The sequence below is a fragment of the Embleya sp. NPDC005971 genome (genome assembly GCF_040629175.1).
GTDB lineage: Bacteria > Actinomycetota > Actinomycetes > Streptomycetales > Streptomycetaceae > Embleya.
Genome location: NZ_JBEXUX010000007.1, coordinates 95,081 through 120,751 on the forward strand (window position 1 = coordinate 95,081; position 25,671 = coordinate 120,751).

Here is a 25,671-nt window from a genome sequence, read left to right on the forward strand (position 1 = left end):
CCCCGTTCGAGCCGACCCGTACGTCGTCTCAGGCGACGAAGCAGAACTCGTTGCCCTCCGGATCGAGCATCACCCGGAACGATCCCTGCTCGTCGGTGACCGCGGGCCCCCGCGCACTCGCCCCGAGCGAGATCGCCAGCGCCACCGCCGCGTCCAGATCGGCCACCCTCAGGTCCAGGTGCAACCGGTTCTTCCCGGCCTTGTCCTCGGGCACCGGCTGGAACGCCATCCGCGCCGAGCCGGGCGGTTCGACGTGCGACCACCCCCGCGCCCGATCCACCGGCTCCCCACCCAACAGCCCGGCCCAGAACCGGACCAACAACCCCGGCTCCCGGGCGTCCACCACGATCTGATGCAACTCGACACGCATACCCGAAAGCCTAGAAGACCCCACCGCTGCCCGATCGGGTGAACCGGGCCGCGAGTGCCACTACGGCATCGACGGCAAAACTAGGCTGATGCCGTTGCCTCGGGGAGAGGAGGGCCGGGTGTGATGACCGCCGGATCGGTGTATCCCCATCGTGTGGAAACCGATGAGGAGCCGACGTCGCCGCTACTGGCCGAGTTCTTCGCGCTGTCCGAGCGGCTGACCAACGATCGTGTGGAGTTCATCGACGGGAACATCAACGTGGCACCACCGCCGGATGGAGACCACGAGAAGATCGTCGATCAATTGCGTTTGCAGATGTTGGGTTCGGCAATCGCGTTGAGTGCTTCCGGCAACAAGGGACTCGCATTGCCCGGCGGGGACTTCGTCGTCCCGGACGCGACCCACGTGGCGCGCGGCGGACTGCGCCACGCGCCTTCGTGGATGCCGCCGGACGATGTGCTGCTCGTGGTCGAGGTGACCTCCTCCGACCCGACCCGCGATCGAATGAAGAAGTACCGCGTCTACGCCCTCGCCGGCATCCCCTTCTACCTCCTGGTGGATCGCCAGAACGGCAAGGTGATCCTGTTCTCCGATCCGGAGCGGGACGCGTACGCCGGCCGCAACGAGGTCGCCTTCGGCAAAAAGCTTGCCCTCCCGGCCCCGTTCGCCCTGACCATCGACACCGCCGACCTGGTCGACTGAGCAGGAGGAAGACCACCGCTGCCCGATCGGGTGAACCGGAATCGGGAGGTTACTGTGCCGTGGGACCCGAAACTAGGCTGAGGGTGTTGCCGTGGGGAGGGGAGGAGCGGGTGTGATGTCCGTCGATGCCGTGTACACACCGGGTGTGGAAACCGACGACGATGCGATGCCGGATCCGCTGCAGGTGTTCCTCGCCCTGTCCGAGCGACTTCACGTCGACTGAATCGTGGGGATGTGATCCCGTGTCGGATGATGCCTCGGACAGTGGCCTGAGTCCGCTTGCCCGGCGGGTGCTCGCGTGCATGTTGGCGGTGCCGGAGGGGATCAGATTCACCGGCAAGGACGTGGCCGATGTGATGCCGGAGGGGCAGTATCGGGTGCAGAAGGCGCTGCGCGAACTCGGGGCGACGGGACATCGGACCGTGCGGCGGTTGCAGCGGCCCAACGGGCAGTTCTATGTCGAGGTCGAATACCACGCGATACCCGTCCGGGCCGACGACTCGTCGCCGGATTGAAGTGATCACGCAACCGCGAAACACCGCTGTCGAGTGGCCGCCGGTGCGGCGAGGTGCTCGAACAAGCGCTCACTAGGATCTCGATCATGGGGCGAACGACGGTCGAGACGATGCGAAACCACTTTCACGAGGCCGCGACCACCCGCGGCTACGTGCTCGATCCGGCCCAGCACGAGGCCGTCCAGCGGCTCGCCGAACTCGGCGCCGCGCTGAGCCGGGGTCGCGGACACGGCCTGTTCCACCGCCGCCCGGTCGCGGGGCTGTATCTGTGGGGCCCGGTGGGTCGGGGCAAGACCTGGCTGCTCGACACGTTCTTCGCGGCCGTACCGCTGCCCGCCGAGCGGCGCACCAGGGTGCACTTCCACGCGTTCTTCCGCCGCCTGCACGAGGCGGTCGACCGGCACCGCGACGACCACGGCCACGAGCACAGCGCCGTCGACGCGGCCCTGTCCGAACTGGTGGGCGACGTCGACCTGTTGTGCTTCGACGAGTTCCACGTGCACGACCCGGGCGATGCGATGCTGGTCACCCGGCTGCTCCGGGAGTTGCACGCGCGCGGCGTCGTCCTGGTCTGTACGTCCAACTATCCGCCCGCCGGCCTGCTGCCCAGTCCGCTCCACCACCACCTGTTCGAGCCGACGATCCGCGAGATCGAGGAGCGGATGACCACCGTGACCGTGGCCGGTCCGCAGGACTACCGGTCCCTGACCCGGGTCGGCACCGCGGCCGGCGAGTTCGGCGAAGGCGCGGTGTTGTGGCCCGGCGACCCCGAGCAACTGCGCGGACAGGGCCTGGTTCCGCCGACCCCCGACGAGGCACGCATACTGCGGGTGAACCGCCGTGATCTGGCCGTCCGGGCGGCCCGACCGGGCGAGTTGTGGGGCGGGTTCGCCGCGCTGTGCGAGGGCCGGACCTCGGCGCTGGACTACCTCGTGCTCGCCGAGACGTACCCGACGTGGGTGATCGGCGCGCTGCCCCCGCTCAAGACCGCGAGCGCCGAGGCCCGACAACGCTTCGTGAATCTGATCGACGTCTGCTGCGACGCCGACGTGCGGCTGTTCCTGTGCAGCGACCGCCCCCTGGCCGAAGTGCTCGCCGGCGACGACCTGCCGACCGACATCTCCCGCACCGCCAGCCGCCTGGGTCTGCTCCGCCGGGTGGGCCGGTCCGACGCTCGCGAGAACGGCTCGGCGTCGGCTCAATCGTCCTCCGGCAGCAGTTCGTAGTTCGGGTCGGACATCGCCAGGTGGCCCTCGGCCTCGCCGACCACCCCCCTGACCCGCATCCGCCGGCCCGGTTCCACCCCGGCGAGTTGCCGGCGCCCGTGGAAGAGCAGCAGCAGGCCGCCGGTGCGGTCGTACAACTCGACCTCCAGGGCCGGCCGGGCGGTCTCCGGCGACGGGGACACCGAACGCACCCGGCCGACCACCTCGGCCCGTTGCCGCCACTTGAGCTGGGCGACCGAGGCGGGCCCGACCACGCGGGGGACCGGCTCCGGTTCGGCGTCCGTCACCGGCAACAACCGCGGCACACACTTCGCCGGCGGCACCTCCGGGGGCGCGGACGGTCGATGCGCCATCGCCGCGGCCACGTCGAACGGCACGACGGTGGCGATCGCATGCGGCACCCGGGTCAGCGCGGACGCGATCGAATCGCTGGTCCGGCCGTGCAACAGGCGGCCGATCAACGGCGGATAGGTGTGTCGAGGCAGCAGCAGGGTGATCCCGGACGCGCCGTCCGCCACCTCGCGTGCGGCCAATTCCAACACCGCCCGGGCGAGCCGCCGGTCCGGGCACTCGATCAGCTCCAGCGGGATGTCGGCGGCCCGGCTCGCCTCCCAGCGCTTGCGCAGCTTCTTGGCATGCCGACTGTCCAACACGAAGTGCGCCGCCCGCAGATCGTCGGCCCGCAGCGCGCGGGCGTAGCGCACCGCCTGGAGCACCGCGACGTCGAGCGAGTCGACCAGCACCACCACCACCGACCGGTCCCGCAGCCCGAAGTCCGCCGTGGCCGGGGCCGCCGCCAGCGCCGCCGCCTCCTCCCGGTAGCGCCGGTTGACCCCGATCAACGCCCACACGCCCAGTGGAAACAGCACCACCACCAGCCACGCGCCCTCGGTGAACTTGGTGATCGCGAAGATCAGCACCACCGCGGCCGAGACCACCGCCGCGAGCGCGTTCACCACGCACCCGGCCCGCCATTGCCCGGTGCGCTGGGTCCAGTGATGCTTCGTCAGCCCGGCACCGGCCATCATGAACCCGGTGAACACGCCGATCGCGTACAGCGCGACCAGCGAGTCCACACTCGCCTGGGTCACCAGCAGCAGCGCGACGGCGGGCACCGCGAGCAGGATGATCCCGTTCGAGAAGGCCAGCCGGTGCCCGCGCCGGCGCAACATCTTGGGCAGGAACGCGTCCTCGGCGACGAAGTCGGCCAGGAACGGGAAGCCGTTGAACGGCGTGTTCGCGCCGGTGTACAGGATCAGCGCGGTGGCCAGTTGCACGAAGATCAGCCCGGCCCGCCCGAATACGCCCCCGCCCAGCACCAGGTGCGCCTCCTGCGCGATCACCGTCGGATCGCCGTCCACATAGGGGATCGCGTGCGTGGCGCGCGCGAGCAGCGAGATGCCCAGCACCAGCGTCGCGAGCACCAGCGACATCGCCACCAGCGTCTTGCGCGCGTTGCGTCCCTGCGGTTCGCGGAAGGTGGACACGCTGTTCGAGAGCGCCTCCAGGCCGGTCAGCGAGGACCCGCCGTTGGCGAAGGCCCGCAGCACCACGAACAGCGACGCGCCGTAGAGCAGTCCGCTGCCCGACGTGCCCAGCGGCACCGCGCCGGCCGCGTGTACGTTTGCCTGGGGCAGCGAGCCGTCGCTCGCCCAGCGCACCAGCGCGACCGCGAACACCATCGCCATCGCGCCGATGAACAGGTACGCCGGCAGCGCGAACGCCCGCCCGGCCTCCTTGACCCCGCGCAGGTTGCCGTAGAACAGCACCCCGACCACACCGACGCAGATCTCCGGCTTCCAGCCGCTGATGTCGGTACCCCACACCAGATGCAGCAACGACGCGATGGCGTCGGTGCCGGCCGCCGTCTGCACCGCGACGGTGACCACGTAGTCGATCAGCAGCGCGACCGAGGCGACCTGCGCGACGCGCGGTCCGAAGTTGTCCCGAGCCACGATGTAGGAGCCGCCGGCCTTGGTGTACAGGCCGACCACGTCCCAGTAGGACAACGTCAGCAACAGCAGCACCGCGAGGATCGTGTAGGTGACCGGCAGCACCAGGGTGAAGGCGGCGACGCCGATGTAGGGCACCAGTGCGCGCAACATCTGCTCGGTGCCGTACGCCGAGGACGAGATGCAGTCCGAGGCGAGCACGCCGAGCGCGGTCGGGTTGGACAACTTCTCGCCGCGCAGTCGCGAGCTGACCAGGGGCGGGCCGAGCAGTCGTTTCTTGACGCGATAGCCGACCGTCTCGGGAATCCGGACATCCACGCTGAGCGGAGCGGGCGGGCCGGTGGGTGACTGCATGCCCCTCGGCTGCCCGGGCGTCGTGCCGCACATGCCCACGCTCGGCCGAACAGGGGCGGTACGCGAGCGGGGCCCGCGGAAGATCCGCGGGCCCCGCTCGGTGACGACGCGTCCGGGCGTCGAGGTCCCGCTAGTCGATCGTCCAGGTGTCGTTGCCGCGGATCAGCGAGGACAGGTCACCGGGGCCCCCGGCGCTCGCCGCCTCGGCCATCTGGGCGGACATCAGTCGGTCGTAGACCGGCCGCCGGATGTCGCGGAAGACGCCGATGGGGGTGTGCGTGTTGCTGGTCAGGTCACCGAGTCGGGTCAGCGCGAAGGCCAACTCCGGGTTGTCCGCGTGCGCGTCGTGCACCATCAGCGCGTCCTCGCCGACCTTGGCCACCTCGGCCACGTCCAGCGAACCGCCCGCGCCGCGGATGACGCCGAACTGGCCGTCGGCGCCGAACCGGATCGGCTGCCCGTGCTCCAGCCGAATGGTCACGTCGTCGCGCTGCGCGGGGTCCTTGAGCTGCTCGAACGCGCCGTCGTTGAAGATGTTGCAGTTCTGGTAGATCTCCACCAGCGCGGTGCCCTCGTGGGCCGCCGCCGCGCGCAGCACCGAGGTCAGGTGCTTGCGGTCGGAGTCGATCGACCGGGCCACGAACGACGCCTCGGCGCCGATGGCCACCGACAACGGGTTGAACGGGTGGTCGAGCGAGCCCATCGGGGTGGACTTGGTGATCTTGCCGGTCTCGGAGGTCGGCGAGTACTGACCCTTGGTCAGGCCGTAGATCCGGTTGTTGAACAGCAGGATCTTCAGGTTGACGTTGCGCCGCAGCGCGTGGATCAGGTGGTTGCCGCCGATCGAGAGCGCGTCGCCGTCACCGGTGACCACCCAGACCGAGAGGTCCTCGCGCGAGGTGGACAGGCCGGTGGCGATGGCCGGGGCGCGGCCGTGGATCGAGTGCATGCCGTACGTGTTCATGTAGTACGGGAAGCGGCTGGAGCAGCCGATGCCCGAGACCCACACGATGTTCTCCTTGCGGAGACCGAGCTCGGGCATGAAGCCCTGCACCGCCGCCAGGATCGCGTAGTCCCCGCAACCCGGGCACCAGCGCACCTCCTGGTCCGACTTGAAGTCCTTCATGGACTGCTTGCCGTCGGCCTTCGGGATCAGCGACAGCGAAGGGAAGCCGCCGGCGCCGTTCGCAGACTCAGACACTCTCGATCACTTCCTGGATCACGTGAGCCAGTTCCTCGGACTTGAACGGCAGACCGCGGACCTGGTTGTACGACATGGCGTCCACGAGGAATTTGCCGCGCAGGAGCAGGGCGAGCTGACCCAGGTTCATCTCCGGGACGATCACCTTGTCGTACGACTTGAGGACCTCGGCCGTGTTGGCCGGGAACGGGTTGAGGTGGCGCAGGTGGGCCTGCGCGACCTTGCCGCCCGCGGCCCGTACCCGACGGACGCCGGCGGCGATCGGGCCGTAGGTGGAGCCCCACCCGATCACGAGCACCTTGGCGTCGCCGGTCGCGTCGTCGACCCACAGCGGCTCGATGTCCTGCGCGATGCCGTCCACCTTGGCCTGCCGGGTGCGCACCATCAGGTCGTGGTTGGCCGGGTCGTAGGAGATCGAACCGATCCCGTCGGCCTTCTCGATCCCGCCGATGCGGTGCTCCAGACCCGGCGTGCCGGGGACCGCCCACGGGCGGGCCAGCGTCTCGGGGTCACGCTTGTACGGCCAGAACTCCTTGGTTCCGTCCGGCATCTCCTGGTTCGGCTCGGTCGCGAACTCGACCCGCAGGTCCGGCAGTTCGGACGTCTCCGGCAGTCGCCAGGGCTCCGAGCCGTTGGCCAGGTAGCCGTCGGAGAGCAGGAAGACCGGGGTGCGGTACTTCAGCGCGATCCGGGCTGCCTCGATGGTGGCCGCGAAGCAGTCGGACGGGGTCTGCGGGGCGACGATCGGCACCGGCGCCTCGCCGTTGCGGCCGAACATGGCCTGGAGCAGGTCGGACTGCTCGGTCTTGGTCGGCAGACCGGTCGAGGGCCCGCCGCGCTGCACGTCGATGATCAGCAGCGGCAGCTCCAGGGAGACCGCGAGGCCGATCGTCTCGGACTTGAGCGCGACACCCGGACCGGAGGTGGTGGTCACGCCGAGCGCACCGCCGAAGGAGGCACCGAGCGCGGCGCCGATGCCCGCGATCTCGTCCTCGGCCTGGAACGTGCGCACGCCGAAGTTCTTGTGCTTGGCCAGCTCGTGCAGGATGTCCGAGGCCGGGGTGATCGGGTACGAACCGAGGTAGATCGGCAGCTCGGACAGTTGCCCGGCGGCCACCAGGCCGTAGGACAGCGCGAGGTTGCCGGTGATGTTGCGGTACGTCCCGGCGGGCAGCTTGGCCGGGGCCACCTCGTAGGAGACCGCGAAGTCGTCCGTGGTCTCGCCGAAGTTCCAACCCGCCTTGAAGGCGGCCACGTTCGCCTCGGCGATCACCGGCAGCTTGGCGAACTTCTTGCGCAGGAAGGCGATGGTCGCCTCGGTCGGCCGGTGGTACAGCCAGGACAGCAGACCGAGCGCGAACATGTTCTTCGCTCGTTCGGCGTCCTTCTTGGAGATCTCGAACTCGGCCAGCGAGCCGACCGTCAACGTGGTCAGCGGGATCGCGTGCACGTTGTAGGCGTCCAGCGAGCCGTCCTCCAGCGGACTGTTCGCATAGCCGACCTTGGCCATCGCGCGCTTGGAGAACTCGTCGGTGTTGACGATGATCTCGGCCCCGCGCGGCAGGTCGCGGATGTTGGCCTTGAGCGCTGCCGGGTTCATCGCGACCAGGACGGTCGGGGCGTCGCCCGGCGTCAGGATGTCGTGGTCGGCGAAGTGGAGCTGGAAACTCGATACACCCGGCAGGGTGCCCGCGGGTGCCCGAATCTCGGCGGGGAAATTGGGAAGGGTCGACAGATCGTTTCCGAACGTCGCCGTTTCGGACGTGAAACGGTCGCCTGTGAGCTGCATTCCGTCACCGGAATCGCCTGCGAACCGGATCACTACCCGGTCGAGCTGCTTGACCTGCTTGGTCACGGGGATGGACCTCCTCGGCGCTGCGGCGGTTGGTCCGCGCACCGCGCGGATGTCGCAGTTTTCATCGTACGGCGGTACAGATGGGGGCCGTGGCGCCCCCCGGAGCGGGCGAGGATCCGCCCTGGCGCGCGACGTGAGCGGCGTCACGCTTCGGACATGGCCCGCAGGGGGGTTCATATCCGTCTAATTCCGGACAAACAAAGAGTCCGCCCCGCTCTGGGGCGGCTGCTCCGATCGACCGGATGATTGCATGGGTCCAGTAATTCGATCCCTACGATGTCAGGATCCGAGATACGCGAGTACCGCGAGGACCCGTCTGTGATCGGTGTCACTGGGTGCGAGACCGAGCTTGCCGAAGATGTTGCTGACGTGTTTCTCCACCGCGCCGTCGGACACCACCAGGGCCTGTGCCACCGCCGCGTTGGTGCGTCCCTCGGCCATCAGACCGAGCACCTCGCGCTCGCGCGGTGTGAGCCTTTCCACCACGTCGCGCTTGCGGGAGCGGCCGAGCAACTGGGAGACCACCTCGGGGTCGAGCGCGGTGCCGCCGCTCGCGACCCGCTCGACCGCCGCGACGAAGTCGCCGACGTCGGCGACCCGGTCCTTGAGCAGATAGCCGACGCCACTGGTGTTGCCCGCGAGCAGTTCCGTCGCGTACTGCTCCTCGACGTACTGTGACAGGACAAGCACGCCGACCTCCGGCAGCGTCGCCCGCATCCGTACCGCCGCCCGAATGCCCTCGTCGGTGTGGGTGGGCGGCATCCGCACGTCCACGACGCACACGTCGGGCCGCAGTTTCCCCGCGACGGCGACCAGTTGCTCGGCGTCCCCGACCTCGCCCACGACCTCGTGACCGCGAGCGGTCAACAAGCGGGACAAACCGTCTCTAAGTAGTACGGAATCCTCAGCGATGACGACGCGCACAGCGTTCACATCCCCCAAATCCGGTAGCCGCACCCGGAGAGCGGGTGCGGCTACAGTCTTCCGGATTCGAGTCGGTGCGGTGGCCCTGGGGGAGTCGGATCTCAGGCCGGGCGCACCCTCACAGCGGCAGCCACACGGTGATCCGGGTGGGACCGCCCTCGGGGCTGTCCACACTGAGCGTGCCGTCCACGCCGCGCACCCGCTCGGTCAGGCCGGCCAGGCCGGATCCCTTGCCCGTCGCGGCGCCGCCCGCGCCGTCGTCGGCGACGATCAGATACATCCGACCGTCCCGGTGGCCCACCGTCACCCACGCGTGCGTGGCGCGCGCGTGCTTGGAGACGTTGGTCAGCAGTTCCGACGCGCAGAAGTAGGCGACCGACTCGATCGGGGCGGGCGGTCGGTCGGGCAGGTCCACCTCGACCCGGACCGGAACCGTGCAGCGGGCCGCGATCGAGGACAGCGCCGCGTCCAGCCCCCGGTCGGTGAGCACCGCCGGGTGGATGCCCCGGGCCAGATCGCGCAACTCCTGGAGGGCGAGCTTGACCTCGTCGTGGGCGGAGGAGACCATCCGCGCGGTCTCGGTGTCCTGACTCGTGCTCAGGTTCTCCTTCGCCATGCCCAGGTCCATCGCCAGCGCCACCAGTCGGGCCTGCGCACCGTCGTGCAGGTCGCGCTCGATCCGGCGCAGGTCGGACGCGGCGGTGTCGACCGCGGCCCCCCGGGACACGGTCAGATCGCGCACCTGCTCGGACAGGAAGGCCGTGCCGAGCAACCCACGCACCATCGCCCGATCCACGTTGGCCATGCCGCGCACCAGCCACGGGGTCGCGAAGAACAGCACCACGCCCGCCACCACGGTCAGCGACACCGGGCCCGGCCCGGCCAGGTAGTGATCGGCGCCCGGCGCGTGCGGCCCGTCGCCCCGCAGCAGCGCGCCCGGCATGTCGGCCCGGCGATACAGCGGCTGGATCAGCGGATAGGCGATCGCGCTCAGCGAGGTCGCCCACAACGCCGTGGTCACGGCGAAGGTGAAAACACCCCAGGGCAGTTGCAGGAACAGATAGAGACTGGCCCGCCACCCGGCCCGGTCGGTCAGCCCGGACCGGATCCACCCGGTGGGCCCGGGGCGGCGCTGCACCGGCGCCGGCGCCCGGACGTGCTCGTCCAGCAGCGCGCTCGCCCGAGCCCGCTCCAGACGGCCGAACGCCCTGCTGCCCAGCAGGGTCAGCGCCAACAGCGGCAGGCCCAGCAGGAACAGGGGGGTGAGGCCGATGCCGAGCATGATGAACACCACGGCGTAGGTGAAACCGATGACGCCGACGGGCAGATTCAGCGCCAGATGGATCGTGTCGGTCCACGTGCGCACCGTGAACGGCGCGCGCAGGATGCCCGGCCGCGCTCGGGCCGGGACATCACCTGTGGACCCGTCGTAGGCAGTCGCGGGTGAGGGCATGGACATGGAGTTGCCTCGCTGGGAGAGAAGCCGATCCGTTGGGTCAACTCTGCCGGTTGCTCCGGGCGGGGCCCATGGCGCGGGTCGGTGTCTTGGGGGTGGGGTTGTCCCTACCACCTTCGGCTCGGGGGCGGTATCGCCGATCCGGCGGGTCGGCCGCACTGGACACCGGGGACAGGTCCGGCGCAACCCCCATAGACTCCCGTGCCACAAACGTACGCAACGAACACGCAACGTTCGGGCAATGTCGATCGGGAGGCGGACGCCGGGTGGAGGGCTACTACGGAACGTACGCGCTCGTGGGTCTGGTGCTGCTCGTCGCGTCGGCCTTCGTCGCGGTGGCATTCGCCGGCGGGCGACTGCTGCGACCGAGCGTACCCACGCACGAGAAGCTCACGACCTACGAGTGCGGCGTCGACCCGGTGGGCGCGGGGTGGGCGCAGGTCCACATCCGCTACTACCTCTACGCCTATCTGTACGTCATCTTCGCGGTCGACGTGATCTACCTGTTTCCCTGGGCGACGGTGTTCGACGCGCCCGGCTTCGGCGCCACCACCCTGGTGGAGATGTTCGTGTTCGTCGGCTTCCTGGCCACCGGACTGCTGTACGCGTGGCGGAAGGGCGTGCTCGCATGGACCTGACACCTGCACCGGTGGAGCGCACACCGGTCGACCTGCCCCCGCCTCGGCTCGGGGTGCTCTCCCGGCTCGCGCCGGACCCGGTGCGGCTGGTGCTGAACTGGGGACGGCGCTACTCCCTCTGGGTGTTCAACTTCGGCCTGGCCTGCTGCGCGATCGAGTTCATCGCGTCCTCGATGGCCCGGCACGACTTCATCCGGCTCGGCGTGATCCCGTTCGCGCCGGGCCCCCGCCAGGCCGACCTGATGGTCGTGTCGGGGACGGTCAGCGACAAGATGGCGCCCGCGATCAAGCGGCTGTACGAGCAGATGCCCGAGCCCAAGTACGTGATCTCGTTCGGATCCTGCGCGAACTGCGGCGGGCCGTACTGGGATTCGTACTGCGTGACCAAGGGCGTGGACCAGATGGTGCCGGTGGACGTCTACGTGCCCGGCTGCCCGCCTCGGCCGGAGGCGCTGCTCCAGGGCATCCTCAAGCTCCAGGAGCGGATCGCGGTGGAGAACCCGGCCGCGCGATACGGGCGCAAGCTGCCGGCCGCCGCGCTCGGCCGCCCGCTGGTCGCACCGCCGGCGCCGCCGCGGGGGGACGCCCGATGACGCCGGAGGAGCTCGGCGCGGCACTGGGCACGGACCTGGTGCTCGCCGTCTCGGACGCATACGGGCTGCACACTGTCGATGTCGCCCCGAAACACTGGGTCGCCGCGCTGACCGCGGCGCGGGACGGGCTCGGCTGCGCGTTCTTCGACTGGCTCACCGCGGTGGACGAACTCGCCGACGGCTTCGACGTGGTCGCGCACGTGTGCGCGATCCCGACCGGGCCCAGGTTGTTGCTGCGCACGCGCGTGCCGCGCGAGGCCGCGGTGCTGGCGACCGCGTCCGGGGTGTACGCCGGGGCCCGCTGGCACGAGCGCGAGACGCACGAGATGTTCGGCATCGACTTCACCGACCACCCGGGGCTGGACCCGCTGTTGTTGCCGGACGGCTTCGAGGGACACCCGCTGCGCAAGGAATTCGTCCTGGCCGCTCGGGTGGCCAAGGCATGGCCGGGCGCCAAGGAGCCGGGCGAGTCCGATCACGGCGGTGGACCGGGCCGCTCGCCGGGCCGTCGCCGCACGCTGCCGCCGGGCGTGCCCGACCCGGCGACCTGGGGTCCGCACAAGGAGGAGGCGGCGGCCGAGGCCGCTGCCGCCGCCGAGGAACGCCCGCGCCGCGCCCGCAGCGCCGCGGCCGGTTCGGCGAGCCGGGCCGGCGAGGGCGCACCACCCGCACGTCGCACCCGCAGCGCCGCGCAGGGTTCGGCGAGCCAGGCCGACGAGACCCCGCCGCCGCCCGCCCGCCGTTCGCGCAGCGCGGCCGACGGTTCGGCGAGCCAGGCGCCGCCGACCCCCGCGGCCGAACCCCCGGACAGCGGCCCGTCCACCGAAGGGGACGCCCCGTGAGTCTCCTCGACGTGTGCCTGCGGCTCGCCCTCGTGCTCGGGGCGTTCCTGGTGCTGCCCCTGCTGATCGGCCAGACCGAGCACAAGGTGATGGCGCACATGCAGGCCCGGGTCGGCCCGATCTACGCGGGCGCCTTCCACGGCTGGGCCCAATTGGTCGCCGACGGCGTCAAGTTCGCCCAGAAGGAGGACATCGTCCCGGCCGGCGCCGACCGCAGAGTGTTCAAGCTCGCGCCGGCCGTCGCGCTGATCCCCTACTTCGTGGTGCTGATCGCCATCCCGATCGGGCCGCACGGCCTGGTCGGCCGCACCGTCGACGCCGGCATCGTGTTCGTGCTCGCGGTGATGGGCGTCGGCGTGCTCGGTTCGCTGATGGGCGGCTGGGCCTCGGCCAACAAGTACTCGCTGCTCGGCGGCATTCGCTCGGCCGCCCAACTCATGGCCTACGAACTGCCGATGTTGCTGGCCGCGGCCTCGGTCGCGATGGCCGCCGGGACCGTGTCGCTGCCCGGCATCGTCGAGGGCTTCGAGTGGTGGTGGCTGCCCTGGCAGGCGATCGGCGGCGTGGTCTTCTTCACCGCCGGCCTGGCCGAGATCCAGCGCCCGCCGTTCGACATGCCGGTCGCCGACTCGGAGATCATCTTCGGCGCCTACACCGAGTACTCCGGCCTGCGCTTCGCGCTGTTCCTGCTGTCCGAGTACGCCGGGATCCTGATCGTCTGCGCGCTGACCACCGTGCTGTTCCTGGGCGGTTGGCACGGACCGTGGTCGGACTCGGTCGGCTGGTTGTGGACCCTGCTCAAGACCGGGCTGCTCGCGTTCGTGGTGATCTGGCTGCGGGTCAGCTATCCGCGACTGCGCGAGGACCAACTGCAAAAGCTCGCGTGGACGGTGCTCGTCCCGCTCGCGCTCGGCCAACTCGTCCTGACCGGCGTGGTAAAGGTGGCGACCTGATGAAGGGCCTGGCCAAGGGCCTGGCGGTGACCCTCAAGACCCTCACCAAGAGGTCCGTCACCCAGTCCTATCCGGAGGTCATGCCGGAACTGCCGCCCCGCTCACGCGGGGTGATCGCGCTGTTCGAGGAGAACTGCACGGTCTGCATGTTGTGCGCACGCGAATGCCCGGACTGGTGCATCTACATCGACTCGCACAAGGAGGTCGTGCCCGCCCGCGAACCCGGCGCGCGCGACCGCACCCGCAACGTGCTCGACCGCTTCGCGATCGACTTCGCGCTGTGCATGTACTGCGGGATCTGCGTCGAGGTGTGCCCGTTCGACGCGCTGTTCTGGTCGCCGGAGTTCGAGTACGCGACCGGCGACATCCACGAACTCACCCACGAGAAGGACAAGCTGCGCGCGTGGATGTGGACCGTCCCGCCGCCACCCGCACTGGACGAGCACGCCGAGGACCCCAAGGAACTGATCCAGGCCCGCAAGGCCGTCGAGAAGGCGGAGAAGGCCGCGGCGGCGGCCGCGGCCGCCGCGTCGAAACCGGAGGAGACCCCGTGAACCTCGCCGCCACCGAGCACGGTTTCCTCTCGCCCACCGGCGCCGAGATCGCCTTCGTGCTGATCGGCCTGGTCGTGCTCGGCTCCGCGCTGCTCGTGGTGAGCACCCGTCAGGTGGTGCACGCCGCATTGTGGCTGGTGGTCACGCTCGGCGGCCTGGCCGCCGAGTACCTGCTGCTCACCGCCGAGTTCATCGCCTGGGTCCAGGTGCTGATCTACGTCGGCGCGGTCGTGGTGCTGCTGCTGTTCGGCCTGATGCTCACCAAGGCGCCGATCGGCTACTCCGAACCGGTCGACCCGATCGCCCGGATCCCGGCCGCCGCGGTCGCGCTGGGCGCCACCGCGACCCTGCTCACCGTGATCGTGGACGCGTTCCGTACCGCCTACCTGCACCTGGGCGAGGACACCGTGGGCAGCACCGAGGTCACCGGACAGAGCCTGTTCAAGGTGTGGGTGTTGCCGTTCGAGGTGTTGTCCGTGCTGCTGCTGGCCGCGCTGATCGGCGCCATCGTGCTCTCCCGTTCCCGCTCGCGCGTGCACTCGGGCCGGAAGGACTGACCCCGCGATGCATCTGGTCTACCCGCTCGTCCTCGCCGTCCTGCTGTTCGGCATCGGGCTCTACGGGGTGATCGCGCGCCGCAACGCGATCCTCGTCCTGATGTCGATCGAGCTGATGCTCAACGCGGTCAACGTCAACCTGGTCGCGTTCGACATGTACCTGCGCGACACGCTGCACGCCGGTCAGGCGCTGACCCTGTTCGTGATCACCATCGCCGCCGCCGAGATCGGCCTGGGCCTGGCGATCGTGCTGCTGGTCTACCGCAACCGGGCCACCACCGACATTCCCGAACTGCGCGAGCTCGCCGAGCACAAGGAGGGATCGGTATGACGGTCGCCGCCGCGACGGCCACCGGCCTGCCCGCGCTCGCCGCCCTGCTCGGGCTGTTCCTCGGCCGCCGGGTGCGCCCGGTCCTGATCGCGGTACCCGCCGCCCTGGTCGCCTGCGGCCTCGCGATCGCGGTGGCCGCCGGCATCGGCGACGACGTGCGCGATTCGGCGGTGCGGCTGACCCCCACCGGTGCCCTGGACATCACCCTGGGGCTGCGTGTGGACGGACTCGCGGCGCTGTCCGCGGTGCTGGTCACCGCGGTCGCGCTGCTGGTCCAGGTCTACTCGGCCGCCTACCTGCGTCGGGACCCGCGCTACTCGTCCTACGCCGCGCTGGTGTCGTTGTTCACCGCCGCGATGTTGCTCGTCGTGTACACCGGCGACCTGATCGTGCTCCTGGTCGGCTGGGAGGTGATGGGCGTCTGCTCGTACTTCCTGATCGGTCACCACTGGGAGACCGAAGCGGCCCGCTCGGCCTCGATCAAGGCGTTCGTGGTCACCAAGCTCGGCGACGTGCCGTTCCTGATCGGCATCCTGGTGCTCGCCGCGGGCGCCGACTCGTTCCGGATCCGCGACGTGCTCGCCGCGGTGCCCGAGGGCGGCGCGGGCTGGGTCACCGCGGGCACCCTGCTGATGCTCGGCGGCGTCGCGGGCAAGTCCGCCCAGGTGCCCCTGCAGACCTGGTTGCCGGACGCGATGGCCGGCCCGACCCCGGTGTCCGCGCTGATCCACGCGGCCACCATGGTCGCCGCCGGCGCCTACCTGGTGGCCCGCCTGTACCCGGCCTTCCTGGCCGCGCACGCGACGCTGATCGTGCTCGCGGTGCTGGCCGCGGTGACCATGATCGGCTCGGCCCTGGCCGCGCTCGCCCAGGAGGACCTCAAGCGGGTGCTCGCCTGGTCGACGGTCGGCCAACTCGCCTACATGACCGGCGGGCTCGCCGTCGGCGGACGCGACGCGGCGGTGTTCCACCTGCTCTCGCACGGCGCGTTCAAGGCGCTGCTCTTCCTCGGCGCCGGGGTGGCCGTCCACGTCGCCGGGACCGGCGCGCTGGCCGGCATGGGCGGGCTGCGACGCCGGGCACCGATCGCGTTCTGGACCATGACCGCCGGGCTCGCCGCACTCGCGGGCGTGCCGCCGTTCGCCGGCTTCTTCAGCAAGGAGGCGGTGCTCGGCGCGGCCGAGCACACCGCCGCCGGGCACGGTTCGGTCCCGACGGTGGCCGGTTGGCTGGTTCTGGTGGCCGGGCTGCTCACCGCCGTGTTGACCGCGGCCTACGCGACCCGGGTCTGGTTGCGGGTGTTCTTCGGGCCGACCCGCGAGGGCGCGGCCGGCGCGGAGGTGCCCGCGCACGCGGACGCGGCGGACTACGGCGGGCCCGCGCACGCGGGTGAGGCGCCCGCCGCGATGGTGTGGCCGCTGATCGTGCTCGCGGTGCCCACCGTGCTGTTCGGCTTCGTGGCGTTCCCGGGCCTGCCGCCCTTCGGCAGCGACCTGGGCTATCCCGACCTGGCCCCGCACCTGTGGACCACCGTGCTCGCGCTGCTCGCCCTGGTCCTGGGCGCCGGCGCGGTCGCCGCGTCGTGGCGGCGCGACCCGGCCGCCGATCCGGCCCGGATGCCGGGTCGGCTGCGCGGTCCGGCGCTGCGCGGGTTCGACGTGGACCGGTTGTACGCGGCGCTGGTCCTGACCCCGGTCCGACTCGCCGCCAGGGCGGCCCGGTTCGCGGACACGGCCGTCGTCGACACCTACGTCGAGGGCGCCGCGCAGAGCGCGTGGCTGCTCGGCGGCGGGATTCGCCGGGGCCAGAACGGCAACGCCCGGCTCTACCTGACCGGCCTGTTCGCGGGCGTGGTCGTGCTCGCCGTCGCCGTGGCGGTGGGTTCGTGACCCGCGCGCGATCGTTGCCCCCGACGCCCTCTCATGCCCAGGAGACCTCGCGGTGAGCGTCGTGCTGATCCTCGTCGTGGCCGTGCCGTTGCTCGGCGCCGCCCTGCTCGCCCTGCCCGGGGTCGGAGATCGCGCGGCCCGACTGGTCGGCGTCGGCGCGAGTGCGGCGGCCCTGGTCGGGGCCGTGCTGCTCGCATGCGACTTCGACCGCGGGCGCGGGATGCAGTTCGAGACCGACGTGTCCTGGGCGCCCTCGCTGGGCCTGCGCTTCCACCTGGGCATCGACGGCATCTCGCTGCCGCTGCTGCTGCTCGCCGCGCTGCTCACGTTGCTGGTCGCCGTCCACAGCCTGTGGAACATTCCGCCCGGAGGCGACGCCCGCGCGTTCGTCGCGCTGTTCCTGCTCCTGGAGACCGGCACGCTGGGCACCTTCGCGGCGCTCGACCTGATCCTGTTCTTCCTCTTCTTCGAGGTCGTCCTGGTCCCGATGTACTTCCTCATCAACCGCTGGGGAAGTCCGGGCGAACGCGGCCCGGCCTCGTACAAGTTCATCCTGTACACGCTGCTCGGCTCGGCCGTGATGCTGCTCGGCTTCCTGCTGATCCAGGCGAAGACCGGCACCTTCGACATGGTCGAACTCGCCGAGCGGCACGGCGCGGGCATGTCGCACGGCGTCCAGGTGCTGGCGTTCCTGGCGATCGGTCTGGGCCTGGCGGTCAAGGTGCCGATGTGGCCGCTGCACACCTGGCTGCCCGACGCGCACACCGCCGCACCGACGGCCGGTTCCGTGCTGCTGGCCGGCGTGCTGCTCAAGATGGGCACCTACGGCCTGATCCGGATCGCGGTGCCGATGTTGCCGGAGGGCGCCGAGACGTTCGCGCCGTATCTGGCCGCGTTCGGCGTGGTCGGCATCGTGTACGGCTCGCTGGTGTGCCTGGCGCTGCTGCGTGACCCGGACGGCGACCTCAAGCGCATCATCGCCTACTCGTCGGTGGGCCACATGGGCTTCGCGCTGCTCGGCATCGCCACCCTCACCCCGCAGGGCGTCAACGGCGCGCTGTTCGTCAACATCGGCCACGGCCTGGTCACCGGCCTGCTGTTCTTTTTGGCCGGCGCGGTCAAGGACCGGCACGGCACCGCGCTGCTGGGCCGACTCGGCGGCGGGATGTACGGCCGCACCCCCCGGCTCGGCGCGCTCGTCGCGTTCGGCGCGGTGGCCGGCCTCGGGCTGCCCGGGCTGGCCGGGTTCTGGGGCGAACTGCTCGCGATGTACGGCGCGTACGAGCCCGCGGCCGGGTTGTCCACCGGCGGCTACCGGACCTTCCTGGTCCTGGCCGGCCTGGGCACCGTGCTGACCGCGGCCTACATGCTCGGTCTGGTCCGCCGGTTGTGCATGGGCCCGGCGGGCGAGGCCCCGACGGGCCGGCCGGAGGTCGACGTGACCGGCCGCGAGGTCGTGGTGTGGACCCCGCTCGTCGCGCTGACCCTGCTCGCCGGCCTGTGGCCGGCCACCGTGCTCGCGATCACCGACCCGGCCGTGCGCGCCCTCATGGGAGGCAGTTGACATGCCGTTCGACGTCCAGTCGATCGACTGGCTCGCGATCGGGCCGGTGGTCGCGGTCGCGGTCGCGGCCCTCGTGGTGCTGCTCGCGGACCTGTTCCTGGAGGGTGCGCGCAAGGCCGTGCTGCCCTGGCTGACCCTGGCCGGACTCGGCGCGGCGCTGGTGTCCTTGCTGCCGCTGCACAGGGACGACTCCGCTGCGCGCGGCACCTTCTGCTCGCCGTCGGGCTGCTCGTACGTGGTCACCGACCTGACCCTGGTGCTGCAACTGGTGCTGCTCGGCTCGGCGGTCGTGGTGGTGCTGCTGTCGATGCCGATGTCCTCGGTGCCCAGGACGGGGGAGACCGAGGGCGAGGTGCCCGGCGGCGAGTACCACTTCCTGCTGCTGTCCTCGGTGACCGGCGCGGTCGCGCTGGCCGGCGCGCGCGACCTGCTGACCCTGGTGGTCGCCCTGGAGACGTTGTCGCTGCCCGCGTTCGCGCTGGTGGGCCTGCGCCGGGACGGCCCGGGCGGCGAGGCGGCCCTGAAGTTCTTCCTGCTGTCCGTGGCCGCGACGGCGGTGATGTTGTTCGGCGTGAGCCTGGTCTACGGGAGCACCGGCAGCGTGCACCTGGCCAGGATCGCGGCCGACCTGGAGCGGCTGGATCCGCGGTTGACCGCGGTGGCCGCGACCGGCGCGATGTTGACCATGGTCGGGTTCGCCTTCAAGGTCGCGGCGGTGCCGTTCCACTTCTGGGTGCCGGACACCTATCGCGGCGCGCCGATCCCGGTCGCCGCCTACCTGTCCGTGGTCTCCAAGACCGCCGGCTTCGCCGGACTGCTCCTGGTCGCCGGCATCGCCTTCCGGCCGTACGCGCACATCTGGGGTCCGGCGCTCGCGGTGCTCGCCGCGGCGACGATGACCGCGGGCAATGTGGCCGCACTGCGCCAGACGGACGCGGTGCGGCTGTTGGCGTGGTCCTCGATCGCCCAGTCGGGCTACGTGCTGGTCCCGTTCGGAACCGCCGCCGGGCACGGCGAGGACCTGGCCGACACGCTGCCCGCGGCCGTCGCCTACCTCGCGGTGTACGCGGTGATGAACCTGGGCGCGTTCGCGGTGGTGACCCTGGTGGCGCGCGAGCGCGGCGGCCTGGTCTCCGATCACCGCGCGCTGTTCCGCTCGCGTCCGGTCGGCGCCGCGGCGATGGCGTTCTTCCTGCTGTGCCTGGCCGGCATCCCGCCGGGCCTGGCCGGGCTGTTCGCGAAGGTGACCGTGTTCCAGGCGGTGATCGACTCCGGCACCGGCTGGCTCGCGGTGGTGATGGCGGTCAACGTGGTGATCGGGCTGTACTACTACCTGGTGTGGACCGCGCAGTTGTTCGCGCCCGCCCTACCGGGGCCGCCGAGCCCCGCGGGCGGCCGGTCCGGCGCGGTCGACGGCGCGGTTCGCACGCCGGCCCCGTTGGTCGCCGCACTGGTGGTCACCGGGGCGCTCGGGGTGCTGCTCTCGGTCGCGCCACAGGTGGTGCTGCACGTGCTCACCGTGCCGGGTCTACTGGGCTGACCTGCGGTTCCGGCCCCGGAGCGGGGGTTATGCCCGCTCCGGGAGGGAACTCTGCGAGGCGTTGTCCCGTTGCGAAAGAAGAGACAACGGGCAGAGGGCGACAAGCCGGCGGATATTCCGCAAGGACCCGCATTGTCACCCCTGGGACGCTTGCGAGAGGACTCTGCCGTGCACGGCCAGCACAACGGACTGAAGACCGCCGTACTGCTCGGCGGCATGTCGGCGCTCATCCTGGTCGTCGGCAGCTTCTTCGGTCGGACCGGGTTGATCATCGCCCTGTTCGTGGCCCTGGCCACGAACGGCTACGCCTACTTCAACAGCGACAAGATCGCACTGCGCTCGATGCGCGCGCGCCCGGTCAGCGAGGCGGAGAACCCCGAGCTGTACCGGATCGTGCGCGAGCTCTCCAACGACGCCCGGCAGCCGATGCCGCGGCTGTACATCTCGCCCACCGAGGCCCCGAACGCCTTCGCCACCGGCCGCAACCCGCGCAACGCGGCGGTGTGTTGTACGACCGGCATCCTGCGCATCCTGGACGCGCGCGAGTTGCGCGGGGTGATCGGGCACGAGCTGTCGCACGTCTACAACCGGGACATCCTGATCTCGTCGGTGGCCGGCGCGCTGGCCAGCGTGATCATGTTCCTGGTCAACTTCGCGTGGCTGATCCCGATCGGCCGCAGCAACGACGACGACGGTCCGGGCCTGTTCGGGATGTTGGCGATCATGATCCTGGGCCCGCTCGCGGCGAGTGTCATCCAGTTGGCGGTCAGTCGTTCGCGTGAATATCAGGCGGACGCCTCCGGGGCCCGGCTCACCGGCGACCCGATGGCGCTGGCGAGCGCGCTGCGCAAGCTGGACGCGGGCACCCAGGCGCTGCCGCTGCCGCCGGAGCCGAAGTTGCAGACCACCAGCTCGCTGATGATCGCCAACCCGTTCCGGCGCGGCGCGGGCGGGATGAGCAAGCTGTTCTCGACGCACCCGCCGATGGCGGACCGGATCGCCCGGCTCGAGGCGATGGCGGGGCACTGACGGGGGCCGCCGCTCGACGGGTTCGGGCTCGGGTGGGTCGTGGGCCGTCCGTCCCGACCTTCGGCCCCGACCGTCAGTCCTGCGGGGGACGTCAGCGGACGCGGGGCGGGGTAGAACAAGTCCGTGAAAACTGTCCTGAACATCATTTGGCTCGTGTTCTCCGGCCTGTGGCTGGCCATCGGCTACGCCATCGCCGGCATTGTCTGCTTTCTGCTGTTCTTCCTCGTCGTGACCATCCCACTGGGCATCGCCTCCTTCCGGATCGCGGCCTACGCGCTGTGGCCGTTCGGTCGTCGGGTGGAGTGGCGGCGCGACGCCGGCGCCGGGTCGCTGCTCGGCAACATCCTGTGGATCGTGCTGTTCGGCTGGTGGCTGGCGCTTGCCCACCTGGTCACCGGCGTCATCCTGTGCATCACGGTGATCGGCATCCCGCTCGGGTTGGCCAACTTCAAGCTCATCCCGGTCTCGCTCACCCCGCTGGGCCGCGAGATCGTCTCGACCGACGACCCGATGCACGTGGGCGTCTGACCGGACCACCGCACCCGCCGTCCGGGCCCGGCGCCCACCGGGCGACCCCGCCGTCCGAGCCCGGACGGCTGTACGGACGGCCGTCCGGGCGGCCCTTGGTCGACCGGCCGGCGCTGGGCCCGGACAGGCCAATCGCGTGATCTCGTACGAGGGAGACCCGCCGCAACCGCTGTAGCCGCGCTCCCGGTGTGTCGATATGTCCCGGTAGGCCCGGGTAGACGCACTGCACCGGGAATGGACCCCACCGGGAAACGAACCCCATCGGGAAGCGCGGAGGTTGCCGTGGCGGCGACGGTCAGTGTCATCGTTCCGACCCGCGACCGCACGGCCCTGCTGGCCGATGCCCTGCGCAGCGTGGCCCTCCAGGGCATGCGGGACATCGAGGTCGTCGTGGTCAACGACGGCGGCGCGGACGTCGCGGGGGTGCTGCCGCTGGGCGTCCGGGGGATGACCGTACGACTGCTCTCCTTCCCCCGCTCACGCGGCCCGGCCGCGGCCCGCAACGCCGGTCTGGAGATCGCCACCGGGCGCTTCGTCGCCTTCCTCGACGACGACGACATGTACCTGCCGGGCCACCTGGACCGGGCCCTGGCCGCGCTGGAGAGCACCGGCTCGGACGCGATCTACGCGGACTGCATCCTCAGCGGCGACCGGACGATGCCGGGCGAGACGCCGGGCAGCGCGTACCACTACGACTTCCCGTACGACCCGGACATGCTCTCGGTGGCCAACTTCGTGCCGACCACCGCCGTGGTCGCGCGCAATCCCGCGCACACCGCGCCCGCGTCCTGGTTCCGCTTCGACCCCGAACTGCCGCTCCTGGTCGACTGGTCGTTGTGGCTGCGGCTGGTGCACGACCGGGGCTGGTCGTTCGCCCGGTTGTCCGAGCCGGGTGTGGTCTATCACCGGGAACCGGTCGATTCGAGCCTGTCCGGCGGCGCGGCGGCCCAACTCGACTCGCTGGACCGGTACGAGGACACCTACCGCACGATCGTCGCCCGCTGGCCCGTGCCGCCCACCGGCCGCGTCGCCCGCTTCCGCCGGCACGCGCTGACCATGTTCGCGATCGCCCGGGAGCAACTCTCCACCGGCGCGCACCTGGCCCCGTTCGCCTACGAGGACGCCCTCCGCGTCCTGCACGCGGGCTTCACCGGCCGTCTGGAGGAGGACACCGTCCCCACCCGCCTGTCCACCGTCCTGACCGGCACCGACGCCCACACCATCGACGCCTGCGGCCCCCTGGTGGAACGCGTGCAGCAATAGGGCGTGGCGGGGTCGGCCCGGCCGGGCGAACCACAAAGGGCACAGCGAGGACCGTGGACCCACCGTCCCCGGCGATCCCGTCCTCGCTGTGCCCTCGACCCGGGTACCACCGGGCCCGCCGCCACCGCGCCGCCGCACGTCACCGCAGGCCGACGGCCTCGGTCAGCGGTAGTTCACGAACTGCAACGCGAAGTCCAGGTCCTTGCCCTTGAGCAGCGCGATGACCTCCTGGAGGTCGTCCCGGTTCTTGGACGACACCCGCAGCTCCTCGCCCTGGATCTGCGCCTTGACGCCCTTGGGGCCCTCGTCGCGGATGATCTTGGAGACCTTCTTCGCGTTCTCCTGGGAGATGCCCTCCTGGATCGACGCGAAGATCTTGTACTCCTTGCCGGACGCCTTCGGCTCACCGGCGTCGAGCGACTTGAGCGAGATGCTGCGCTTGATCAGCTTGCCCTGGAACACGTCGAGGATCGCGTTCACACGCTCCTCGGAGTTGGCGCGCAACTCGATCTGCTCGCCGGTCCAGCCGATGTGCGCGCCGACGTTCTTGAAGTCGAACCGCTGCGCGATCTCCTTCGAGGTCTGGTTCAGCGCGTTGTCGACCTCCTGACGGTCGACCTTGGACACGATGTCGAAAGAGGAGTCAGCCAAGGCTCGGAATCGCTTTCTGTGGGATCTGAGTGGGAAAAAAGGCAACCCCACCACCCTAGAGCGTCCCCCACGACCCCGACCCCGACCGCACACCCCCACCCGATCCGATACCGAGTGGCGAACCACCCCGGGTGGTCCGCTATTGTTGTCCCGTCGCGCCGCAAGGCGCACACGGCGGGTTGCCCGAGCGGCCAAAGGGAGCAGACTGTAAATCTGCCGGTGTATACCTACGTTGGTTCGAACCCAACACCCGCCACACCGTGAAAGACGGCTTCTGACCAGAGGTTTTGGTCAGGGGCCGTTTTTTGTTGTCCGGAGGCGTGGGGGCGGCCGTCCGGGTGGAGCCTGGTGGACGGCGGGGGATGCCGCCGATGGGGTGAGCAGGGCGCCGAGGGCAAGTCGACGTGGATGGATGACGGCGAGGGCGCTCGGGTGGGTTCGGCGTCTCGGATATCCGGCGAAGGGCCCGACGGGTTGCGATTCGCCTTCGCGCGGGCGTCCGACGGGTCGGCCAGGATGGGAGCACGACGACTACGGGCGGACGCCACGGGGGAGCGGATGAGCGTGAACGGCAACGACGAATCGGTGTCGCGGGAACTGGTCGACTACTGCGCGACCCTGCCGGGAGCGCCCGTGGGCGCCTCGGTGCTGCTGCGCGATCGCCACGGCGGGCTCGTGGTGGTGGAGCCCAACTACAAGCCCGGTTTGGATCTGCCCGGCGGGATGGCCGAGGAGGGGGAGGCCCCGCACGAGGCCGCCGCCCGCGAGGTGCGCGAGGAACTGGGTCTGGACATCACCGTCGGCCGGTTGCTCGCGGTGTCCGCGACCTCGGCCGGGACGTTCGGGCGGGTCGTGCTCGACTTCCTCTTCGACGGGCCGACGCTGACCGACGAGCAGGTCGCGGCGCTGGCCCCGGCGGACGACGAACTGGACGCGGTGTACGTGCTCACCCCCGACCAGGCGCTGCCGCGCTTTCCCGGGCGGACCCGGCGGCGGGTGTCGGTGGCGTTGGAGGCGTACGCGTCGGGGGCCTGTCTGTACATGGTCGACGGGCGCGAGTACCGGCCGGCCAAGGAGCGGGTGTGGCACGAGGACGAGCCGATCCCGGCCGGCACCGCGGTCGGCCGGGCGGCGGGGTGGTTGTTCGACCCCGAGGGCCGGGTCCTGCTGGTCGGTGACCCGGACGGCGGGTACGCGCTGCCCGGCGGCGGTGCCGAGCCCGAGGACGCGGACGTACTGGCGACGCTGACGCGCGAGGTCGCCGAGGAGGCCAACGCGGTGCTCGGGAAGATCACCCACGTGGGCTACCTGTCCGATCCGGACGGCAGCGACGTCAGGTCCCGCAGCGCCGCCCGGATCGTCGCACTCGGCCCGCTCGCCCCCGACCCGGCGACCGGCTGGTCGTGGAGCCGCGCCCTGGTCACCCCGCGCCGTGCCGCCGCGCTCCTCAGCGGCGGCTACGACGCCCGCCTGCCCCAGGCCCTCGCCGCCCAGCGCATCGCCCACGAACGCCTCGGCGTCCCGATCCTGGACGACGACAGCCGAGTCGACGTCCCCCCGGCCGGCGTCACCTTCGAATAGCCACCGCGGATGCCGCCCGCCCACGCCCGCCGCCCGTGCCCGCTCGGCGCCGGCAGGCCGCCATGCCCACCGGCGCCCGCCACCCGTGCCCGCCCTAAAGCGCCCGGTTCAAGTGGTGGGTCAAGTCCCCCACGTAGTCGGTGATCATGTGGCGGCGAGTGAACCGCCAGCTCCCGTCGGCCCGTTCGAAGGTGTCGTGGTAGCGGCCGGTGAAGATCGGTTGCAGGGGGAAGTCGGGCAGGGACTGGAAGACCGTGACGTAGCTGCGGCACGTCCCGGTGCCCGCCTCGTCGTCCACGTCCAGGACCAGGTTCGTGGTCACGTGCCGGGTGTGCGGTGTGCCGTTGTCGGGGTAGCGGCGGGTCCACGCCTCGAACATCGCCCGCGCCCCCGCCGCGCCCGCGACCGCCGGTTCCCGGCCCTCGGAGGTGATCACCGCGTGCGCGAACAACTCGCCCACGCCCGCGTAGTCGCCGGCGTCGACGCGCTCGGCGTACAGCCCGATCAGATTCGGAATCGCGTGGTATCCGGACGACATGACGGCGGCCTCCCGACCTTCGACGCGTCGTGCCGCGGGCACCGCCGACCGGCGATGCCCGCGGC

General features: G+C 70.9%; 24 protein-coding genes, 1 tRNA gene and 1 pseudogene. 18 read left to right on the plus strand and 8 right to left on the minus strand.

The genetic code is table 11. The annotated features are described in order from the left end of the window. Positions 1-28 precede the first annotated feature (28 nt). Entirely contained in the window at positions 29-370 is a 342-nt protein-coding gene (locus tag ABZ374_RS09340; RefSeq protein ID WP_360308611.1) for a VOC family protein, read from the minus strand. 153 nt (positions 371-523) lie between these two features. Between ABZ374_RS09340 and ABZ374_RS09345 the strand changes: the two genes are divergently transcribed. The 3 genes from ABZ374_RS09345 (at position 524) to zapE (ending at position 2,813) form a co-directional block, all read left to right on the plus strand. Next, positions 524-1,072 carry a Uma2 family endonuclease gene (locus ABZ374_RS09345; protein ID WP_360308614.1) on the plus strand — a complete coding sequence of 183 codons (549 nt, stop codon included), beginning with the start codon at positions 524-526 and terminating at the stop codon, positions 1,070-1,072. A 242-nt stretch (positions 1,073-1,314) separates the two neighbouring features. After that, a complete protein-coding gene (locus ABZ374_RS09350) occupies positions 1,315-1,587 on the plus strand; it encodes a hypothetical protein (protein ID WP_360308617.1) in 273 nt (90 codons plus the stop codon). 86 nt (positions 1,588-1,673) lie between these two features. Then, positions 1,674-2,813 (plus strand): cell division protein ZapE, encoded by a 1,140-nt coding sequence (gene zapE / locus ABZ374_RS09355; RefSeq protein WP_360308620.1) that lies wholly within the window; start codon positions 1,674-1,676, stop codon positions 2,811-2,813. Positions 2,814-3,163: 350 nt separating this feature from the next. On the opposite strand, the pseudogene ABZ374_RS09360 reads toward zapE, so the two are convergent. The 5 genes and pseudogenes from ABZ374_RS09360 to ABZ374_RS09380 form a co-directional block, all read right to left on the minus strand. Beyond that, positions 3,164-5,119, minus strand: a pseudogene (locus tag ABZ374_RS09360) (APC family permease); the annotation flags it as partial. 130 nt (positions 5,120-5,249) lie between these two features. Beyond that, complete coding sequence (locus ABZ374_RS09365; protein ID WP_360308623.1) at positions 5,250-6,320, minus strand: 2-oxoacid:ferredoxin oxidoreductase subunit beta; 1,071 nt, start codon at positions 6,318-6,320, stop codon at positions 5,250-5,252. Then, positions 6,313-8,175: a 2-oxoacid:acceptor oxidoreductase subunit alpha gene (locus ABZ374_RS09370; RefSeq protein ID WP_360308626.1), complete on the minus strand. Its 1,863-nt coding sequence runs from the start codon at positions 8,173-8,175 to the stop codon at positions 6,313-6,315. Before ABZ374_RS09370 ends, ABZ374_RS09365 begins: the two co-directional genes overlap by 8 nt. Before the next feature lie 279 nt (positions 8,176-8,454). Then, positions 8,455-9,099 (minus strand): response regulator transcription factor, encoded by a 645-nt coding sequence (locus ABZ374_RS09375; RefSeq protein WP_360308629.1) that lies wholly within the window; start codon positions 9,097-9,099, stop codon positions 8,455-8,457. Between the two features lie 118 nt (positions 9,100-9,217). Continuing rightward, complete coding sequence (locus ABZ374_RS09380; RefSeq protein ID WP_360308632.1) at positions 9,218-10,558, minus strand: sensor domain-containing protein; 1,341 nt, start codon at positions 10,556-10,558, stop codon at positions 9,218-9,220. Positions 10,559-10,821: 263 nt separating this feature from the next. On the opposite strand from ABZ374_RS09380, the gene ABZ374_RS09385 reads away from it, so the two are divergent. The 13 genes from ABZ374_RS09385 (at position 10,822) to ABZ374_RS09445 (ending at position 22,836) form a co-directional block, all read left to right on the plus strand. Further along, positions 10,822-11,193, plus strand: a complete 372-nt coding sequence (locus ABZ374_RS09385; protein ID WP_360308635.1) for an NADH-quinone oxidoreductase subunit A — start codon at positions 10,822-10,824, stop codon at positions 11,191-11,193. Then, on the plus strand, positions 11,184-11,786 hold the full coding sequence (locus tag ABZ374_RS09390; RefSeq protein WP_360308638.1) for an NADH-quinone oxidoreductase subunit B family protein: 603 nt from the start codon (positions 11,184-11,186) through the stop codon (positions 11,784-11,786). The genes ABZ374_RS09385 and ABZ374_RS09390 overlap by 10 nt, the downstream gene beginning before the upstream one ends. Further along, entirely contained in the window at positions 11,783-12,628 is an 846-nt protein-coding gene (locus ABZ374_RS09395; RefSeq protein ID WP_360308641.1) for an NADH-quinone oxidoreductase subunit C, read from the plus strand. Before ABZ374_RS09390 ends, ABZ374_RS09395 begins: the two co-directional genes overlap by 4 nt. Further along, complete coding sequence (locus ABZ374_RS09400; protein WP_360308644.1) at positions 12,625-13,581, plus strand: complex I subunit 1 family protein; 957 nt, start codon at positions 12,625-12,627, stop codon at positions 13,579-13,581. Before ABZ374_RS09395 ends, ABZ374_RS09400 begins: the two co-directional genes overlap by 4 nt. Next, a complete protein-coding gene (locus ABZ374_RS09405) occupies positions 13,581-14,135 on the plus strand; it encodes an NADH-quinone oxidoreductase subunit I (protein WP_360308647.1) in 555 nt (184 codons plus the stop codon). The genes ABZ374_RS09400 and ABZ374_RS09405 overlap by 1 nt, the downstream gene beginning before the upstream one ends. Beyond that, entirely contained in the window at positions 14,132-14,692 is a 561-nt protein-coding gene (locus tag ABZ374_RS09410; protein WP_360308650.1) for an NADH-quinone oxidoreductase subunit J, read from the plus strand. The genes ABZ374_RS09405 and ABZ374_RS09410 overlap by 4 nt, the downstream gene beginning before the upstream one ends. Before the next feature lie 7 nt (positions 14,693-14,699). Then, positions 14,700-15,023, plus strand: a complete 324-nt coding sequence (gene nuoK / locus ABZ374_RS09415; RefSeq protein ID WP_360308653.1) for an NADH-quinone oxidoreductase subunit NuoK — start codon at positions 14,700-14,702, stop codon at positions 15,021-15,023. Further along, positions 15,020-16,912 carry an NADH-quinone oxidoreductase subunit L gene (locus ABZ374_RS09420; protein ID WP_360308656.1) on the plus strand — a complete coding sequence of 631 codons (1,893 nt, stop codon included), beginning with the start codon at positions 15,020-15,022 and terminating at the stop codon, positions 16,910-16,912. Before nuoK ends, ABZ374_RS09420 begins: the two co-directional genes overlap by 4 nt. 52 nt (positions 16,913-16,964) lie before the next feature. Beyond that, positions 16,965-18,476 (plus strand): NADH-quinone oxidoreductase subunit M, encoded by a 1,512-nt coding sequence (locus ABZ374_RS09425; RefSeq protein ID WP_360308659.1) that lies wholly within the window; start codon positions 16,965-16,967, stop codon positions 18,474-18,476. 1 nt (position 18,477) lies between these two features. After that, positions 18,478-20,016 carry an NADH-quinone oxidoreductase subunit N gene (locus ABZ374_RS09430; protein WP_360308662.1) on the plus strand — a complete coding sequence of 513 codons (1,539 nt, stop codon included), beginning with the start codon at positions 18,478-18,480 and terminating at the stop codon, positions 20,014-20,016. Between the two features lie 168 nt (positions 20,017-20,184). Continuing rightward, positions 20,185-21,045, plus strand: a complete 861-nt coding sequence (gene htpX / locus ABZ374_RS09435; protein WP_360308665.1) for a zinc metalloprotease HtpX — start codon at positions 20,185-20,187, stop codon at positions 21,043-21,045. 123 nt (positions 21,046-21,168) lie between these two features. Continuing rightward, positions 21,169-21,573 (plus strand): YccF domain-containing protein, encoded by a 405-nt coding sequence (locus ABZ374_RS09440; RefSeq protein WP_360308668.1) that lies wholly within the window; start codon positions 21,169-21,171, stop codon positions 21,571-21,573. A gap of 282 nt (positions 21,574-21,855) precedes the next feature. Continuing rightward, on the plus strand, positions 21,856-22,836 hold the full coding sequence (locus tag ABZ374_RS09445) for a glycosyltransferase family A protein (protein ID WP_360308671.1): 981 nt from the start codon (positions 21,856-21,858) through the stop codon (positions 22,834-22,836). Between the two features lie 162 nt (positions 22,837-22,998). On the opposite strand, the gene ABZ374_RS09450 is transcribed toward ABZ374_RS09445, so the two are convergent. Next, positions 22,999-23,487 carry a YajQ family cyclic di-GMP-binding protein gene (locus tag ABZ374_RS09450; protein WP_360308675.1) on the minus strand — a complete coding sequence of 163 codons (489 nt, stop codon included), beginning with the start codon at positions 23,485-23,487 and terminating at the stop codon, positions 22,999-23,001. A 173-nt stretch (positions 23,488-23,660) separates the two neighbouring features. On the opposite strand from ABZ374_RS09450, the gene ABZ374_RS09455 reads away from it, so the two are divergent. Together ABZ374_RS09455 and ABZ374_RS09460 are read left to right on the plus strand one after the other, a co-directional pair. Further along, positions 23,661-23,743: transfer RNA gene (locus tag ABZ374_RS09455), tRNA-Tyr, on the plus strand. A gap of 302 nt (positions 23,744-24,045) precedes the next feature. Next, positions 24,046-25,068 carry an NUDIX hydrolase gene (locus ABZ374_RS09460; protein ID WP_360308678.1) on the plus strand — a complete coding sequence of 341 codons (1,023 nt, stop codon included), beginning with the start codon at positions 24,046-24,048 and terminating at the stop codon, positions 25,066-25,068. A 94-nt stretch (positions 25,069-25,162) separates the two neighbouring features. Here the strand turns inward: ABZ374_RS09460 and ABZ374_RS09465 are convergent, their stop codons facing one another. Then, positions 25,163-25,606: a nuclear transport factor 2 family protein gene (locus ABZ374_RS09465; protein WP_360308681.1), complete on the minus strand. Its 444-nt coding sequence runs from the start codon at positions 25,604-25,606 to the stop codon at positions 25,163-25,165. Positions 25,607-25,671 lie beyond the last annotated feature (65 nt).

Excerpts from the sequence above, each read along its gene's own strand:
- ABZ374_RS09340 (WP_360308611.1), bottom strand. The coding sequence starts at position 370 with ATGCGTGTCGAGTTGCATCAGATCGTGGTGGACGCCCGGGAGCCGGGG.
- zapE (WP_360308620.1), top strand. The coding sequence starts at position 1,674 with ATGGGGCGAACGACGGTCGAGACGATGCGAAACCACTTTCACGAGGCC.
- ABZ374_RS09380 (WP_360308632.1), bottom strand. The coding sequence starts at position 10,558 with ATGTCCATGCCCTCACCCGCGACTGCCTACGACGGGTCCACAGGTGAT.
- ABZ374_RS09390 (WP_360308638.1), top strand. The coding sequence starts at position 11,184 with ATGGACCTGACACCTGCACCGGTGGAGCGCACACCGGTCGACCTGCCC.
- ABZ374_RS09395 (WP_360308641.1), top strand. The coding sequence starts at position 11,783 with ATGACGCCGGAGGAGCTCGGCGCGGCACTGGGCACGGACCTGGTGCTC.
- ABZ374_RS09405 (WP_360308647.1), top strand. The coding sequence starts at position 13,581 with ATGAAGGGCCTGGCCAAGGGCCTGGCGGTGACCCTCAAGACCCTCACC.
- nuoK (WP_360308653.1), top strand. The coding sequence starts at position 14,700 with ATGCATCTGGTCTACCCGCTCGTCCTCGCCGTCCTGCTGTTCGGCATC.
- ABZ374_RS09420 (WP_360308656.1), top strand. The coding sequence starts at position 15,020 with ATGACGGTCGCCGCCGCGACGGCCACCGGCCTGCCCGCGCTCGCCGCC.
- ABZ374_RS09430 (WP_360308662.1), top strand. The coding sequence starts at position 18,478 with ATGCCGTTCGACGTCCAGTCGATCGACTGGCTCGCGATCGGGCCGGTG.
- ABZ374_RS09460 (WP_360308678.1), top strand. The coding sequence starts at position 24,046 with ATGAGCGTGAACGGCAACGACGAATCGGTGTCGCGGGAACTGGTCGAC.
- ABZ374_RS09465 (WP_360308681.1), bottom strand. The coding sequence starts at position 25,606 with ATGTCGTCCGGATACCACGCGATTCCGAATCTGATCGGGCTGTACGCC.